Annotated in this window: 13 protein-coding genes; 9 read left to right on the forward strand and 4 right to left on the reverse strand. The window is 62.6% G+C overall.

The features are described from left to right. Positions 1–65: 65 nt before the first annotated feature. The 7 genes from CO671_RS15095 (at position 66) to CO671_RS15125 (ending at position 9981) form a co-directional block, all read left to right on the forward strand. Positions 66–2675, forward strand: coding sequence for an AMP-binding protein (locus CO671_RS15095; RefSeq protein WP_097606743.1), 2610 nt, complete (start codon positions 66–68; stop codon positions 2673–2675). Between the two features lie 108 nt (positions 2676–2783). Next, positions 2784–5786 carry an AAA family ATPase gene (locus CO671_RS15100; RefSeq protein ID WP_097606592.1) on the forward strand — a complete coding sequence of 1001 codons (3003 nt, stop codon included), beginning with the start codon at positions 2784–2786 and terminating at the stop codon, positions 5784–5786. 129 nt (positions 5787–5915) lie between these two features. Then, the gene (locus tag CO671_RS15105) at positions 5916–7076 is read left to right on the forward strand and encodes a YcaO-like family protein (RefSeq protein WP_010034885.1); all 1161 of its coding nucleotides are present in this window, start codon (positions 5916–5918) and stop codon (positions 7074–7076) included. Then, positions 7066–7830: a TfuA-like protein gene (locus CO671_RS15110; RefSeq protein WP_010034886.1), complete on the forward strand. Its 765-nt coding sequence runs from the start codon at positions 7066–7068 to the stop codon at positions 7828–7830. The genes CO671_RS15105 and CO671_RS15110 overlap by 11 nt, the downstream gene beginning before the upstream one ends. 54 nt (positions 7831–7884) lie before the next feature. Further along, the gene (locus CO671_RS15115; RefSeq protein WP_245424984.1) at positions 7885–9093 is read left to right on the forward strand and encodes a hypothetical protein; all 1209 of its coding nucleotides are present in this window, start codon (positions 7885–7887) and stop codon (positions 9091–9093) included. 19 nt (positions 9094–9112) lie between these two features. Continuing rightward, on the forward strand, positions 9113–9586 hold the full coding sequence (locus CO671_RS15120) for a hypothetical protein (RefSeq protein WP_010034889.1): 474 nt from the start codon (positions 9113–9115) through the stop codon (positions 9584–9586). A gap of 29 nt (positions 9587–9615) precedes the next feature. Beyond that, a complete protein-coding gene (locus tag CO671_RS15125) occupies positions 9616–9981 on the forward strand; it encodes a hypothetical protein (RefSeq protein ID WP_010034897.1) in 366 nt (121 codons plus the stop codon). A gap of 21 nt (positions 9982–10002) precedes the next feature. On the opposite strand, the gene CO671_RS15130 is transcribed toward CO671_RS15125, so the two are convergent. The 4 genes from CO671_RS15130 to CO671_RS15145 all read right to left on the reverse strand — a co-directional run bounded on the left by CO671_RS15130 (position 10003) and on the right by CO671_RS15145 (position 14042). Beyond that, positions 10003–10899, reverse strand: a complete 897-nt coding sequence (locus CO671_RS15130) for a GGDEF domain-containing protein (protein ID WP_097606594.1) — start codon at positions 10897–10899, stop codon at positions 10003–10005. Positions 10900–11030: 131 nt separating this feature from the next. Further along, the gene (locus tag CO671_RS15135; RefSeq protein WP_010034905.1) at positions 11031–11525 is read right to left on the reverse strand and encodes a GNAT family N-acetyltransferase; all 495 of its coding nucleotides are present in this window, start codon (positions 11523–11525) and stop codon (positions 11031–11033) included. Beyond that, positions 11522–11818, reverse strand: a complete 297-nt coding sequence (locus CO671_RS15140) for a DUF1778 domain-containing protein (protein WP_097606595.1) — start codon at positions 11816–11818, stop codon at positions 11522–11524. The genes CO671_RS15135 and CO671_RS15140 overlap by 4 nt, the downstream gene beginning before the upstream one ends. Positions 11819–11924: 106 nt before the next feature. Further along, the gene (locus CO671_RS15145) at positions 11925–14042 is read right to left on the reverse strand and encodes a carboxy terminal-processing peptidase (protein WP_097606596.1); all 2118 of its coding nucleotides are present in this window, start codon (positions 14040–14042) and stop codon (positions 11925–11927) included. Between the two features lie 337 nt (positions 14043–14379). Here CO671_RS15145 and CO671_RS15150 point away from each other — a divergent pair, with 337 nt between their 5' ends. Beyond that, positions 14380–14580, forward strand: coding sequence for a type II toxin-antitoxin system VapB family antitoxin (locus CO671_RS15150; RefSeq protein WP_097606597.1), 201 nt, complete (start codon positions 14380–14382; stop codon positions 14578–14580). Then, on the forward strand, positions 14577–14954 hold the full coding sequence (locus tag CO671_RS15155; protein ID WP_097606598.1) for a type II toxin-antitoxin system VapC family toxin: 378 nt from the start codon (positions 14577–14579) through the stop codon (positions 14952–14954). The genes CO671_RS15150 and CO671_RS15155 overlap by 4 nt, the downstream gene beginning before the upstream one ends. Positions 14955–14988: the final 34 nt, after the last annotated feature.

Here is a 14988-nt window from a genome sequence, read left to right on the forward strand (position 1 = left end):
ACTTGACTGACATTATCAAGGATTATACGCGCTTCGGCCAGTTTTCTGCCATTCGAAGCGCGAGCATGACCCCCGCCGACTTGTTTCCTGAAATCGCTCGCGCCGATCAGCGCCCGGCCCTTATCTTCGCCGACGGACGGACGCTCTCCTACGCCGACCTCAATGCCCGGACGCTGCGCTTTGCCGAGCGGCTGGGACGGGGGGAAAAGCGGCTTGTGGCGATTTCGGCTGACGTTTCGGAACATGTGATCGTCGCCTATCTCGGCGCGCTGCGCGCCGGCCATGCCGTGGCGATGCTGCCGCCCTGCGATGACAGGCTGTGGCAAGAGTTTCTGTCGGCCTTTCGGCCTGATTTCACCTACCGCCCCGCCGGCGGCCGCTGGCGGCTCGTCCAGGAAAGCCGGCCTCAGCAAAGCGACGCGCCGCTGCATCCGGATCTCGCCCTGCTGCTGATGACCTCAGGCAGTTCCGGGCTCGCGAAAGCCGTGCGCCTGTCCTATGCCAATCTTGAAGCCAATGCGCGTGCGATTGCCGGTTATCTCGAACTCTCCCCTGCCGACAGAACCGCGCTCGTCCTGCCGCTTCATTATTCCTACGGCCTCTCCGTCATCCATTCCCACCTCGTTGCCGGCGGCAGCATCTTCATTCCAGGCGTCTCGGTGGTGAGCGAGGAATTTGCAAGACTGCTCGGCGAAAGCGGCTGCACCAATCTTTCGGGCGTGCCCTATTCCTATGAGCTGATGGAAAGGACGCGCTTGCGAAGCCACGAGCTGAAGGCGCTGCGCTTCATGACGGTGGCCGGCGGACGGCTGGCGCCCGAGCTCATCCGCCTCTACCGCGACCATATGCGCGCGAACGGCGGCCGCTTCTTCGTCATGTACGGCCAGACCGAGGCAGCCGCCCGCATCGCCTTCGTGCCGCCGGAAAGCCTGGGCGACAATGAGGAGCGGATCGGCATCGCCATTCCCGGCGGCAGCCTCAGCCTCGTCGGCGATGACGGGCATCCGCTCGACCGAGCTGACGTTGCCGGAGAACTCGTCTATGCCGGCCCGAACGTGATGATGGGCTACGGCACTGACCGCGCCGATCTTCAGCGGGGCGCCGAGGTCGCGGCATTGAAGACCGGCGATATCGCCATGCGCGACGAGGACGGTTTCTTCCGGATTGTTGGCCGCAAGAGCCGTTTCGCCAAGGTCGCCGGGCTCCGGATCGGCTTCGATATCATGGAACAGGTTCTGGCCGAGGAGGGAATCGCGGCTGCCGTTGTCGGTGACGATCACGGTCTGCAGGCCTATGTGACCGAGGCCGCTTCCGCCGATCGGGCGCTGGGAATGCTCGTCGAAGCGAGCCATCTTCCGGCGAGCCTGGTCTCCGTCAGGGCGCGACAAGAGCTGCCGAGGCTTGCCTCCGGCAAGATCGACTATGCCGGTCTCAGCGAAGAGATGCTGACGACGCGCCAAACGAGCCGCGCCGCGGCGGTCAGCGTGCTCGATGCCTATATCAGGGTCTTCTACCCCCACAATGTGAGCCGCAGTGACAGTTTCGTCTCGCTCGGCGGCGATTCCCTCCGCTTCCTGCAATTGACGATGGAACTCGACAGGCTTGGCATCGAGCTGCCGGAAGGCTGGGAGCAGACGGCGATCGCCGAGCTCGATATCGGCCCGCGGGTGGCACGGACCGATAGCGCCGAGGTCAGGGCGCTGCCGACCGATCTGGTGCTGCGGGCGATCGCCATCCTGCTCGTCGTCACCCATCACGAAATGCTCTGGCCCATTCCCGGCGGATCGGGCGTGATGCTGCTCCTCGTCGGTTTCAGCCTGGCACGTTTCCAGTCGGGCCATTTCCTCGCCGGCAATTTTCGCCAGGCGCTGCGGCCGGCAATCAATGTTCTCATTCCGTATTTTCTCATCGTTGCCGCCTATGGGCTCGCCTGGCGCACCGTTCCCTGGGCCTCGGTCACGCTGACCGGCAATTTCGGCTATGCCGAGCCGGAGCGCCACGAGATGCTTCCCTATCTCTACTGGTTCATCGAAGCCTATGCGCAGACGCTTCTGGTCTTCTCGCTGATTTTCGCCGTGCCTGCGGTGCGAAGGCTGGCGCGATCGCAAGCCTTTGCCTTCTCGCTTGCCCTCCTGGCGCTGGCGGTCGCGGCGCGGTTTTCGCTGCCGCTCCTCTTCGATGTCGGCAGGCGGCAGATTTTCACCATCTACTGGGGCCTGCATCTCGGCATGTTCGGCTGGTGCGCCGGCCTTGCCGGCAAGAAGACGCAGCGGATCGTCCTGACGGCGGTTGCCGCCGCCGTGCTTGGTTATCTCGCCTTCTGGGAGACGCTCTGGATCGGAACGACGGTCAAATATCTGACGATCTTCGCAGCGCTTCTCGCCCTTCTCTACCTGCCGCGCATTCACTTGCCCGCGCGGCTGGGGCGTCTCGTGACGCTGATCGCCGTCTCGGCCTTTCCCACCTACCTGCTGCACCGTTTCGTGCCGGAACTGCTGATGCCGCAGACAGCGGCCGTGCTGCCGGCTCCCCTCTTTCATCTGCTGGCGATATCAGGTGGCCTGGCGCTCGGCGTCATCGCCAACAAAATCGCGGCCGACCTTCGCAATCTGCTTGGCGGGATAGCAATGGCCCGCGGCACGGGCGGACGTACTGTCATGGCGGAGACTGTCTGAACCGCAAGCGAACAGCAGAATATATTAGCGGTACCGCACGAAAAGCTTGCATGCAGGCATTAAATCGGCTGTCCTGAGTATGGCTTCAGTGGTGTTGGGCGCCCCGCTATGAAAACCCTCGACGCACGAATTCGGTTTACAGGTGAGCGGCGACAGGTCACTGCCCTTTTCTATGACATTGTCGGCTCCACCGAGCTCTTGTTGCGCAGCGAGCCGGAGAAATTCTTCCGGTCTGTCTCGGCGTTACATCAGAGCGCCGAAGCGGTCATCAGGAAACACGGGGGATTTCTTCATCAGCGGCTCGGCGATGGCGGATGCTGCTTCTTCGGCTATCCCGAACAGTCCGAGGATGCCGCTGAAAGCGCGGTGCGCGCTTCTCTGGAACTGCTGCGCGTCGCGGCCGGGGCCGAGACTCAGACCAAGGCCAAGGCGCGCAGGCCGTTCCGGCTGCGGATCGGGGTTGCCACCGGGCTCGTCGTCTTCTCCACGCAAGGCGATGAGATCGTCGGCACGGCGCCGGTTCTGGCGGCACGGCTGCAAGCCGAGGCCGATCCAAATTCCGTCCTTGTCGCCGATTCGACCGTCCAGCTCACCCGGCAGAAATTCGATTACAGCCTGCTGCGGGAGGCAAGGCTGAAAGGCTTCGAACATCCGATTGCGCTCTGGCGCCCGCAGGAGCGCGACCAATCGGCCCCGGAACCATCGCCGTCCCAGGGCCAGGACAGGCCGATCCGCGGCCGGGAAAAGGAGCTTGCCGCCCTTTCCAGCGCCTGGAATTCGGCGCTCGGCGGCAAGGGAAGCCTGATCGCCGTCGTCGGCGAGGCCGGCATCGGCAAATCCAGGCTGGTCGGCGAATTCGCCGAAAATCTGCGGCCGAGCGCGCATGAGACCGTGATCTTCCAATGCGGCAGGCGCCTGGAGAGCCAGCCGCTGCATCCATTCGTTTCGTTTCTCGAACGGCTGGTCGCCGACCCCGCGGTCCTGAAGGATGGCGACAACGACGCCTTCATGCGGGCTCTTCAAGCTTCCGGCCGACAGCTCGATGCATCCGTCGCCGACACCATCCTCGCATTCACCGCCGACCGTTCGCCGGCGATGTCGCGCAATATCCGCGTCTCCGATCTCTCCGGGCGCGCCTTCCGGCGGAAGGTCATCGAAGCCGCCGCCGACATTCTGACATGCAAGGCGGCCGGTCTCCCGACGCTCCTCATCTTCGAGGATGTGCACTGGGCCGACGACATGACGCTGGAGCTGATCGACAGGCTGGGATCGCTGGCGGCCGAGCTTCCGATCCTGGTCATTCAGACATCGAGAATCCGACGATCTCTCGCGGTCGCCAGCGAGATCGAATTGCCGGGGCTGACCGCGGCCGCGGTTCGCGATCTCGTCGCCTCGATCTGGCGGGAGCATCCCCCGCCCGGCCTGTCGGATTTCATTCTCGACCAATGCGACGGCATGCCGCTCTATGCGGAAGAACTGGCCAGTTTCTTCCGCGGCAGGCAGCCATTGGGCAAATCGCTCTCGGAATGGAAAGGGCTGCTGAGGGAAGGCGGCGTCACCTCGCTCAACGATCTGCTGTCGGCCAGGCTCGCCGCGACCGGTTCGGCACGCCGGGCGGCGCAATTTGCCAGCGTCATCGGCCGCGAATTCAGCATCTCGCTGCTCACCTATCTCCTCGAAGGAGTCAGCCGCCGCAGCGTCGACGTCGATATCGAGCAGCTTCTGTCGCAAGGCATCATCGAGCGTTCGACCACCTCGCACGGCTCCTATCAGTTCCGGCACGTGCTGGCGCAGGAGGCGGCCTATAGCAGCCTTCTCAAGAGCGACCGGCGCCGCATCCACCGGCGGATCGCCGATCTCCTGATCGGCGAAGGAAAGCCCAGCCTGCCGGCGGCAATCGCCGCCTGGCAGTGTGCCGAGGCAGGCCTGCACGACGCTGCCGCCCGATTTGCCCTGGCGGCGGCGGAGGCAAGCGTTCTCCGCTCCGCCATGCAGGAGGCGAATGTCTCGCTCGAACTCTGTGCCGAGGCGGTCGGCAACCTTTCCCGGCGCCACCCCGACCGCACCGAACTCGCGCTCAGCCTGTTCGAACTTCAAGGCGTCGTGGCAAGCGCGCTCGAAGGCGAGGGCTCGCAGAGCGCGCGGCGGGTCTATGCCAGCGCCATGCAGCTTCTGCGCAAACAGCCCTCGGCCGTGCGCGTCAAACATTTCCCGGTCTATTGGGGATGGTGGTTCACCGCCCCCAACATTCTGACCCAGCAGTCACGCGCGCGCATTCTCATCAGCGACATGCAAGCCGTCGAGGATCGGGAGACGCGGCTTCAATCCTATCACTGCGGCTGGGCGACGAGCTTCCACGCCGGCGAGCACGGCTTTTGTCTCGACTGTGTCGCCAAGGGCCTCGCGCTCTACGATCCGGAAAGCGCGGTGCGCAATCGGGCCTTCTTCGGCGGCCATGACGCCAAGGTCTGCGGCCTCGGCGAGAGCGCGCTTTCCTATCTGCTGCTCGACGACGCCGAGGCGAGCGAACATGCGATCGGACAATGCCTGGAATGGGCGAACGCCACCGATCACGCCGGCAGCATGGTGCACGCGCTCTATTACGCCATGGTGCTTGCCCGCTGCCAGGGCCGCTATGACGAGGTCCATGCACTCGGCGAACAGATGCTGTCGCTCGCCGAGCGGCACGGGCTGGCGGCAAGCCAGGCGCGGGCCAACATGTATTGCGGCTGGGCGGAGCTGATGACCTCGTCGGCAGCCGGCGGCGAAGAGCGTTTTGCCGGCGGCCTGGCGCTCCAGCAGCAATTGGGCACCGACGACAATTTTTCCATGCACAGCGACATGCATGCGCAGGTGCTGCGGCAGCGCGGCCGGTCCGCCGAAGCCCTGGCGACCGTCCAGAATGCGATCAATGTCGGGCGCAGCAGCGGCCAATCGTTCTGGCTCGCCGAACTCTACCGCCTCAGCGCCCAACTGAGAGACGATCTGAACGAGCCGCCCTCATCGATCAGACGAGACCTGACACGCGCCATCCAGATTGCCGAAGGACAAAAGGCCGCCTGGCTGGCGGAAAGAGCAAAGCAAAGCCTGGACGGACTGCCGCGGCCCTAGAACAGGATGATTTTAGGCCCGGTCGGCCTAAAATCTGAATCCTGTTCTAAATTAAAGAGTTAGCATGATGTCGTCCGAAAACCGCTCACGCTTTTCGGCATCATGCTCTAGCAGAGATGGAAGGATGTGATGGACGAAGCGACGCTCGATAACATCCTTGATATCATCTTGAAGACCGAGCTCCCCTCGCCTCCCGATCCCCGGCAGACGGTGCAGCGCATCCTCGCGCGCAGACAGGATTACGGCATCACCAGGCTCGGTTCGATCACCGGGCTCGACTGGATCGGCGTCCCGGTTGTCCAGGTCGTGCGGCCGCGCTCACGCTCGGTCGCCGTCAGCCAGGGCAAGGGGCTGACCCTTCCGCTGGCGGCGATATCGGGCCTGATGGAATCCCTGGAAGGCTGGGCCTCGGAGCGGATTGATCAGGAGCGCATCGTCACGGCAAGCCTGCGCGCCATGAATGCACGGGGAGACTGGTCGCACCTCGGCATCGGCCGGGACGAGGCGATGCTCGCCTGGATTGCCGGGCTGGATCTCTTTTCGGGGCGGCAAATGGCCGTTCCGCTTGCTCTCGTCGATACCGCCTATATCGTCCCGTCGCCGCATCCCCATTGGATCGCCCGCGACACGACGGGCCTCGCCGCCGGCACGAGCCTGCAAGGCGCTGTCCGGCATGCCTGCCTGGAGATCCTGGAACGGCAGGCCCGCTGCACGGCGATGAAGACCCCGCATTTCTTCGACCGCTTCCAGATCGACGCCCGGTCGGTGCAATCGGGAAACGCCGGCGACATCATGCGGCAGCTCTCCAAGGCAGGTTTTGTCGTCGGGATCTGGCAGATCCCGGCGCCGCACGCCCTGCCGATCTACTGGTGCCACGTGATGGAAGATGCCGGCAGAGCCCCTTTTGCGCCGCTGCCGGCCGAAGGTTTCGGCTGCGATATCAGCCATGATGGCGCGCTGACCAGCGCCTTGCTGGAAGCCTGCCAGTCCCGCCTCGGCGTCATTTCGGCAGCGCGCGACGATATCAGGACGGAGCTTTATAATTATGCCGACGCCGAGGAATTGGCCGCCTGGCGCCTGCAACTCGCCAAAGCGGGCCGCTCCATCCCCAAGGACTGTTCTGCGGCCGAAGAGCAATCCCTTGCGCCGGTCATCGAGGCATTGAAGCTCGCCGGCGCGCATGCAGCCGTCCTGGTGGTTCTTCATTCGGATGACCGCATTCCGCTGCACGTCGTCCGCGTCGTTGCGCCGCCGCTGGAAACCAATCCGGAGGCCGATCTTGCGGGATGATATCGTGGTTTTTCTCGGCCCTACCCTCTCTGAGCCGCAAGCCCGGACCTATCTGGATGCGATCTACCTTCCTCCCGTCGGCTGCGCGGACATCGTGCGGGCCGTGGCCAAATATGCGCCTGCGGCGATCGTGCTGGTCGACGGCGTCTTCGGCCAGCTTCCGGCCGTCCGCCATCAGGAAATCCTGTGGGCGATGGCCCGCGGCGTGCGCATCTACGGCGCCGCCAGCATCGGCGCGCTGCGGGCCGCCGAACTCGCGCCACAGGGCATGATCGGCCACGGGCTGATCTACCGCTGGTACCGAAGGCACCCGCTCGCCGACGATGCCGACGTGACGGTGCCGATGGCGCCCGCAGCACTCGGATCACGCGCCCTCGGCGACGCCCTCATCGACATCAGGCTGACGCTCAAGAAGGCCGAACGCGCCGGCGTCATCGAAAGACGGCTGCGATGCAATCTCGAAACTCTGGCGCGCGCGCTTCATTTCAGCGAAAGATCCTTCCCGAAGCTGCTGGAGGCGGCCGAAAACAATTGTGCCGCCGCGGACGAAATCGAAGCACTAAATGCCTGGCTGCAAGCCGGAGCGGAAAGCCGGAAGTGCCGCGATGCGGTAAATCTGCTGAAATATCTCGCCGATCAAAAGATCAACCGGCTGAATGAAGACATTCATTTTGCATTTGAACTTACGGAATCATTCGCCAACGACATGGAGTACTACAACATGCTCGATAGTCTATTGCCGAAAGGCACGTAGTACTGGTATAGTCGACGATCGCTTGACGTTGGGCAACGAGCGGTGGGGGCAGCATTGGATGCCATCACGCATATCGAGGGCGCAGGCCACGGGGCAGCTCCAGAGCGGCCGCTCGGGACACGTTTCCTCGTCTTTCCCCAGCCATCCTTCATTCCCGGTTACGAGAAACCCGAAGTGGTGTGGATCGGGCCTTCGGCAGGACCGATCCTGGCGGGACCGTCCGACGCCCGCATCTATGTGGCAAATCCGCTCGAGGCGAAATCGCCCTACGCCGCGCCCTATATCCCGCCCTATCCCGGCCTGCTGCAGCCGCCGGCCGAACCCGGCCCCGACGGCCATTTCGATCACATCGGGCCGGGCTCACCGGCCTTCCTTGCAACGCACAGCTATGCCTGCACCCGCCGCGTTCTCGACATCTGCGAGGGCTATCTCGGCCGCTCGATCGTCTGGTTCTTCCAGCCGACGCTGGAACGGCTGGAAATCGTCCCCCGCATCCCGCATTGGCAAAACGCCCAATCCGGCTTCGGCTTTCTCGAACTCGGCGAAAGCGAGGAACACGGCGCGCCATCCTGTTTCGCGCTGAATTTCGATGCGGTCGCCCACGAAATGGGCCACCTCATTCTGCTCAGCGAACTCGGAATCCTCGAAGGCGACGGAGCGGCCTGCGATTTCTTTGCCTACCACGAAGCGATCGCCGATTTCATCTCGCTGCTCGGACTGCTGCACTTCGACACCGCGCTCGACCGGCTGCTGCGCCGCACCGGCGGCAACCTGCTGCTGCACAACGAACTCGACAAATTTGCCGAGCTCAGCGACGAGAAACAGCTGAGATCGCTCAACAACTCGCTTCGTATCGGCGATGTCAGCCAGGAAGTGCACGACCGCTCAAAGCCCTTTGCATCAGGCCTCTTCGACTGCCTCGTCGAGGTCTATCAGTCGCTGCTCTTCGAACGCGGCGTGTCGGATATCGATCCGAGGCGCTTCAGCGACCTGCGCCAGCAGATGGCGCCGGCGCTGATCGAAGAAGGGTTGCGCGGCCACAGAGCCTCTTACGAGCTGGCCCATTTCGCCGCGAAGTCCGCCCTGCAGGAGGCGCGCGACATCATCGGCCAAGCGCTCATTCGCTCCTGGAAATACCTCGATCCCGACAGCCTGACCTTCGAAGCGGCGGCCCTGGCCTTCCTCGAGGCGGCGAGCCGCGGGCGCGGGGTCTCCTATCTCGACCAGCTTGACGATTGCATGAGGTGGCGCGGCATTCTCTAACCAACGACGGGAGGCATCGATGACAGACGAAAGCGTTCCAGCACCCTCACTTTCTGGGCGCCGCTATAAAGCGGATGAGATTATACTTTACGGCATAGATTTGAATGACGCTAACGGCATCGCCCATCTGGATGTCGGGCTTGTGAGTAAAGCAGAGCTGCAAATTAAGCTGCATGCCGGAAGAGTAACCGGCTACACAGTGCTTGCTTATGGCTACGCTTTCGAGGGCCATTGCTACAGGCTGGATTCAACCCGCATTTTTATTATCACCGGCCCAGATGCCGAGGAGGCCAAGGGCTGCGGCTTTGACAAAGATCTGGGTTACCAAATGTGGCGGATCACCGCATCTGAACAAATCCTCGAAATTACGACGGCCTTTGGCGACGCAAGGAGCCTCATTCTGGATTCGCAGTTGCCAGGCAAGAGGTCGCCTAGTTCCTACGCCATCACCCTGAGAATGGCGCATCGCAATGGTCGCCTCAATAACGAGTAGGTCGAGTCTACAGCAACGGGAGGGCAATTATGCCATATAAGGTTGATGTTTACATTTCGAAAGCCTACGCTTCGCTCACAGTGAAAGACTGGCTTAGCGATAGTCCCTGCGTCGACACTAAGACGGGTACGAAACTCGAGAAGGTTGCCGTAAATCACCCGACTACCTTCTATGTACTGATCGGGCACAGTAACGGCGTGGGCGGCGTCACCGTTTACGAAACGGTGCCAAATGTCGATCCGGTGCCCTCCGATTACGAAATTCCGCTTGAACTCGATGAGACTGGAACAATCACGTTTCCCAAACCAAAGCGCGTGTTGCAAAGCGATCTCGACGCCCTAGACGCAAAGGTAAATGCTCTGCAACCAATCGCGGGCAATAAACGCGGGAAGTAGCGCGCTCGAACGCCGATAACCCTACGCCGCTCGCACCCTGTCGCGGCCGCTCATCTTGGCGGCATAGAGCGCCTCGTCGGCGCGCCGATAAAGCTCCGAGACGCTGTCTGACGGGAGGCAGGCAGCGATGCCGGCGGAGCAGGTGTAGCTGAAATCGGGCGAGTCAGCGAGCGGCCGGGAAAAGCGGATCACCGTCAGCATGCGCTCGATCATGGCGATGGCGTCCTCCTGGCCGGTTGCCGGCATGACGAGGAGGAATTCCTCGCCGCCGACCCGGCCGAAACAATCGTTGCGGCGCACATTCTGATGAATGCGATGGGCGAAATCGCGCAGGACGAGGTCGCCGGCGTGGTGGCCGAGCCGATCGTTGATGCGCTTGAAATTGTCGATGTCGAAGACGGCAAGGCAGCCGCTGCCGCCACCCCGGGCGGCGGCCAGCATGTCGTCGACGCGGGCCATGACGAAGCGGCGGTTGGCGACGCCGGTGAGCTCGTCGGTATAGGACGCCTTGATCGCCTGGTCCCGATCCTGCCGGACCGTCCGGCCCTGCGCTCTCAACCGCGTGATGTCGCTGGCGATACACAACATCCAGCCGTTCTGCTGGACCGTCTCCGTCATCCACAGCCAGCGGCCGTCGCACAAATCGGTCTCGAAGGCGCGATAGCCGATCTTGCCGCGGCGCGACTGGGTCGAGCGCAGCCACGCCTCGAAATTGTCGGTCCGAAGGACCGTGCCCCGGTTCAGCTCGAAATTGCGCCGCATGAGATCCGGCCAGAGCGGCGTCTCGTCCGGTTCGATGAAATAGGCCGAACGAAAGGCACTGTTGGCATATTGCAGCCGGTCATCCCCATCATAGACCGCAATCAGCGTTTCGGTGTGTGCGGAAAGATTGAGAAGCTGTTCGACGAGCGCGTCCATACCCTACCCTGTCTGGTTGTCCTGGCATGACATGGCGCAGAAATCTTACGAGGAAAGGGCCGGTTGCGGCAAGCAATGGTGCCACCCGTGATTACGGAAACGTCAACGAGAACAGCTCGCCGCGACCGGCTTCACCGCAGCGCGCTATTGAGATCATGCAGCCCGACCATCAGCATCATGGGATCGGATGGCGAGGGCAGGAAGCCGACCGCCTCATAGAAGGCGCGCGCGCCGTCGGAAATTGCATGCACCAGCAGGCCGCGGATTCCGAGAATTTCTGCGGCGTTGACCAGGCGCAGGCCCGCGTCGCGCACCAATGCCCTGCCGATACCGCGCCCCTGGTGGGATTGATCAATGGCAAGGCGGCCAAGCACGGCAACCGGAATCGGATCGGGCATGTTCCGCCGAAAACGACCAGGCGCTTCCGGTTGCCGCACCGCGCCGGAGGCGAGCGCGTAATAGGCGATGACCCGGCTCCCCTGGCAGACGACGAAGGTGCGCGATGCGCCACCTGCCTGATTGGCGCGGGCGCGGCGACGCAGCCATTCGTCCAGTTCAGCCACACCGCACCTGAATTCGCCCAGCTCATGATGATCGGCCAAAGGCGCCGGCCGGCTGAGGGTCACGCTTCATCCCACGGCGCTTTGGTGGACATCGTCCGTTTCAAACGTTCATTGGGCTCAGCCGGTGCATCAAGGCGGGCAAGATATTCGGCATAGGTTTCGGGGCTGACCGTGAATACAGTGCGGTCGAGCAGCACTTCCTCGGCGCGGCGCTCCGAAGCCTCCAGCATGAAGTCCGTGCGCGTCTTGCCAAGCAGTTCGGCGGCGCGGTCGATCAAATTGCGGGTCGCAGGCTTGATGCGCATGTTCAGCGGCACGCTTGCCTCAGGGCTTTTGTTCGTGGACGAGGCGGGCATGGGAAACTCCTATCTGGAGCCTTACAAATAGCGTAACGACACCATCTTTACAAGCATCGTAAAGATATCGCCGTTACGCTATCCCTCGTTCGCGCGGCGCAGGCCCCTATTTTCCCTCGGGCTTTCCCGTTTGTGTCGTCGCTGCCTTGACGCCGCCCTGCTGCAAATCCGCCCCGTCCGCAACAATGGCGGCCGCCTCGTCGAGCAGGACGTCCTTTGCCTTCTTGCGGGCGTTTTCCATGGCGATATCGGCGCTCAGGCTGCGCTCGTCCGACTGCAGGCCGTCATCTCCGGTCGGATCCTCGCCGTCGCTCGCCTCGGCCCGATCCTTGAACCGCTTCTCGCGGGCCGCCGCTTCCTTGCGGCGTTCGGCTTCGTTCAGCGACACGACGCCTTTTTCGCGCTGCGCCTTCAGCTCGGCAATGTCCTCGATCAGGCGCTGGAAATCCGGATCGCTCTTGACCCGCGCGTCATGACGGCTTTGCAGGGCCGGCACCAACGCCGCGACATCGCCTTCCGGCGTATATTTCGCCGGCTTGATCTCTGCCCAAGGCAGGGCATTGTCATAACTCGTCTCGCCGAAGCTCGCCGGATCGGACAGGCCCGGCAGGCTGATATCGGGGGTGACGCCGCGCAGCTGCGTCGTGCCGCCATTGACCCGGAAGAACTGCGAAATCGTCACCTTCAGTTCGCCGAGCTCGGGCTTGCTGTTGTGAACCACCTCGTCGAGATCGACGACCGTCTGCACCGTGCCCTTGCCGAAGCTGGGTTCGCCGATGATGACGCCGCGTCCATAATCCTGGATGGCCGCGGCAAAGATTTCCGACGCCGAGGCCGAGCCGCGGTTGATCAGCACGCCCATCGGGCCCGTCCAGGCGGGTGCTGCAAAATCCGCGCTCTTCACCACGATCTTGCCGTTGCTGGCGCGCTGCTGAACGACCGGGCCCTTGCCGATGAAGAGGCCGGTGAGATCGATCGCTTCGTCGAGCGAGCCGCCGCCATTGTTGCGCAGATCGATGAGAACGCCGTCGACATTCTCCTGGCTCAGTTCCTCGAGAAGCTTGGCGACGTCGCGGCTGGCGCTCTTATAATCCTTGTCGCCTTTGTTCTTGGCGTCGAAATCCTCATAGAAGACCGGCAGGGTGATGATGCCGATCTTGCGGGTGGCATCGCCCGCCTTGACCGACAGCACCGTCTTCTTGGCGGCTTGCTTGTCGAGGCTGATCTTGTCGCGCACCAGGCTGACGACGCGATGCGTGGCATCGGCGCCGGCATCCGCCGGCAGGATATCCAGGCGCACGACGGAGCCCTTCTTGCCGCGGATCATTTGCACGACCTCGTCGAGGCGCGTGCCCACCACTTCCTTGATCGGCCCGTCCTTGCCCTGGCCGACGCCGGTGATGCGGTCGCCGACGGCAAGCTTGCCGGAGAGCTGCGCCGGCCCGCCGGGCACGAGCTCACGGATCGTCGTGTAATCGTCGCGCTCCTGCAGCACCGCGCCGATGCCGAACAGCGAAAGCTTCATCGAGACATTGAAATCGGCCGAAGCGGCCGCCCCGAAATAATCCGTGTGCGGATCGACCGCGTTCGAATAGGCATCCATGAACGACTGGAAAACGTCGTCGCTCTTGAACTTGTAGGCGCGCTCGAGCGTGTTTTCATAACGCTTGTCGAGCGTTTCGCGAATGGCCGCATCGGTCTTGCCGCCGAGCGTCAGCCGCAGCCAGTCGCTCTTGACGCGCTTGCGCCAAAGCTCATTGCTCTCGGCTTCCGACTGCGGCCAGGGCGCTTTCTCGCGCAGCACCGCATAATCTTCCTTCACGCTGAAATCGAACCCCTGCTTCAGAAGGCTGCGCGCATAGCTCATGCGGTCGGCAACGCGCCGTTCATAAGCATTGAAGATCGCAAACGGGATCTTCAGATCCTTTCGCTCGATCGCATCGTCGATCTTGCTGCGGTCCGCCATGAACTTGTCGATATCGGCCTGCAGGAAAAGCATGCGATCCGGATCCAGCGCCTTGATGAACCCATCCATCACCCTCGCCGACAAGGCGTCATCGAGCGCCACCGGCTTGTAGCTGTAGCGCGACAGAAACTGCGCGCTCAACAAAGCCGCATCCGCCTGCCGCTCCAGCGGCTTCAAAACAGGCGGCGGTGCAACTTCAGCATATGCGGACGGCGCAATTGCAAGAAATGCACCAAGAAAAACGTAGGCTATGCGCATTCAGCGTGGATCCAATTCTTATGCGTGCTTTGTCGATGGGCGATTTAGGTGGCGCAATTATGGTTCTTTGGCAAGCGGGTGGCAAATGGAATGGTTTGAGGAGCCGCGAAACTGTTCGGAATGAAGGACAGGAGGCAATGAAGCGTATGGGAACGGATCGTCGTCGTGTTCTGGGCGGCCGGAAGCATTCGTTCTCGCCCGCTCTACGCAATTTTGGATCGATGATGGGAAAGCGCGGTTCATTGGGCCAAGCCGCGGACGTCTCAGACGTGAATACCGGGCGTGGATTTCATCACCAAATGGTGCTATTTTCAACACCAGGATCAGGAGCCCGACCATGCGATCAACCATCAATCTCGACGACGCCCTCATGGAAAGGGCCAGGGCCCTAACCGGCACGAAAGAAACCGCCACTCTGGTCCGCCAAGCGTTGGAGACGCTTGTTCGTGTGGAGTCGGGAAAACGCCTCATCGCCCTCGGCGGAACTATGCCGGATGCGGAGGCAGCTCCACGCCGCCGGAGCGCAGCTCGCAAGTGATACTTGCCGACAGTTCCATCTGGATCGATCATTTCCGGCATGCCGATTCGGAGCTGCGCAGGATTATCGAGGACGATTGTCTCCTATGCCATCCAGCTGTGATCGGAGAGCTCGCACTTGGCAGCCTGCGGGATCGCAGTAACGTGATAGCTTTCCTGGCGGCCCAGCGCGAAGCGTTCGTCGCGACGCACGACGAAGTCATGATGATGATCGATCGCCACGCCATTTTCAGCATGGGCATTGGCTACACAGATGCCCATTTGATGGCTTCAGTTCTCCTCGATCAGCGAGCGGCCTTATGGACCAGAGACAAGCGTCTGCGGGCAGCGGCCGAAAAGGCGGGGGCGTCACTGCACACCCCTGGCAATGCGTAAGCAAGCCCCCAACTGCGGGCTTGTGCGACTACAA

The organism is Rhizobium sp. M10 (assembly GCF_002531955.1).
GTDB lineage: Bacteria > Pseudomonadota > Alphaproteobacteria > Rhizobiales > Rhizobiaceae > Rhizobium > Rhizobium etli_C.

Bases quoted from the DNA above. Each gene is read 5' to 3' on its own strand.
- CO671_RS15100 (WP_097606592.1), top strand. From the start codon at position 2,784: ATGAAAACCCTCGACGCACGAATTCGGTTTACAGGTGAGCGGCGACAG.
- CO671_RS15125 (WP_010034897.1), top strand. From the start codon at position 9,616: ATGCCATATAAGGTTGATGTTTACATTTCGAAAGCCTACGCTTCGCTC.
- CO671_RS15130 (WP_097606594.1), bottom strand. From the start codon at position 10,899: ATGGACGCGCTCGTCGAACAGCTTCTCAATCTTTCCGCACACACCGAA.
- CO671_RS15105 (WP_010034885.1), top strand. From the start codon at position 5,916: ATGGACGAAGCGACGCTCGATAACATCCTTGATATCATCTTGAAGACC.
- CO671_RS15120 (WP_010034889.1), top strand. From the start codon at position 9,113: ATGACAGACGAAAGCGTTCCAGCACCCTCACTTTCTGGGCGCCGCTAT.
- CO671_RS15150 (WP_097606597.1), top strand. From the start codon at position 14,380: ATGCGATCAACCATCAATCTCGACGACGCCCTCATGGAAAGGGCCAGG.
- CO671_RS15145 (WP_097606596.1), bottom strand. From the start codon at position 14,042: ATGCGCATAGCCTACGTTTTTCTTGGTGCATTTCTTGCAATTGCGCCG.
- CO671_RS15095 (WP_097606743.1), top strand. From the start codon at position 66: ATGACCCCCGCCGACTTGTTTCCTGAAATCGCTCGCGCCGATCAGCGC.
- CO671_RS15140 (WP_097606595.1), bottom strand. From the start codon at position 11,818: ATGCCCGCCTCGTCCACGAACAAAAGCCCTGAGGCAAGCGTGCCGCTG.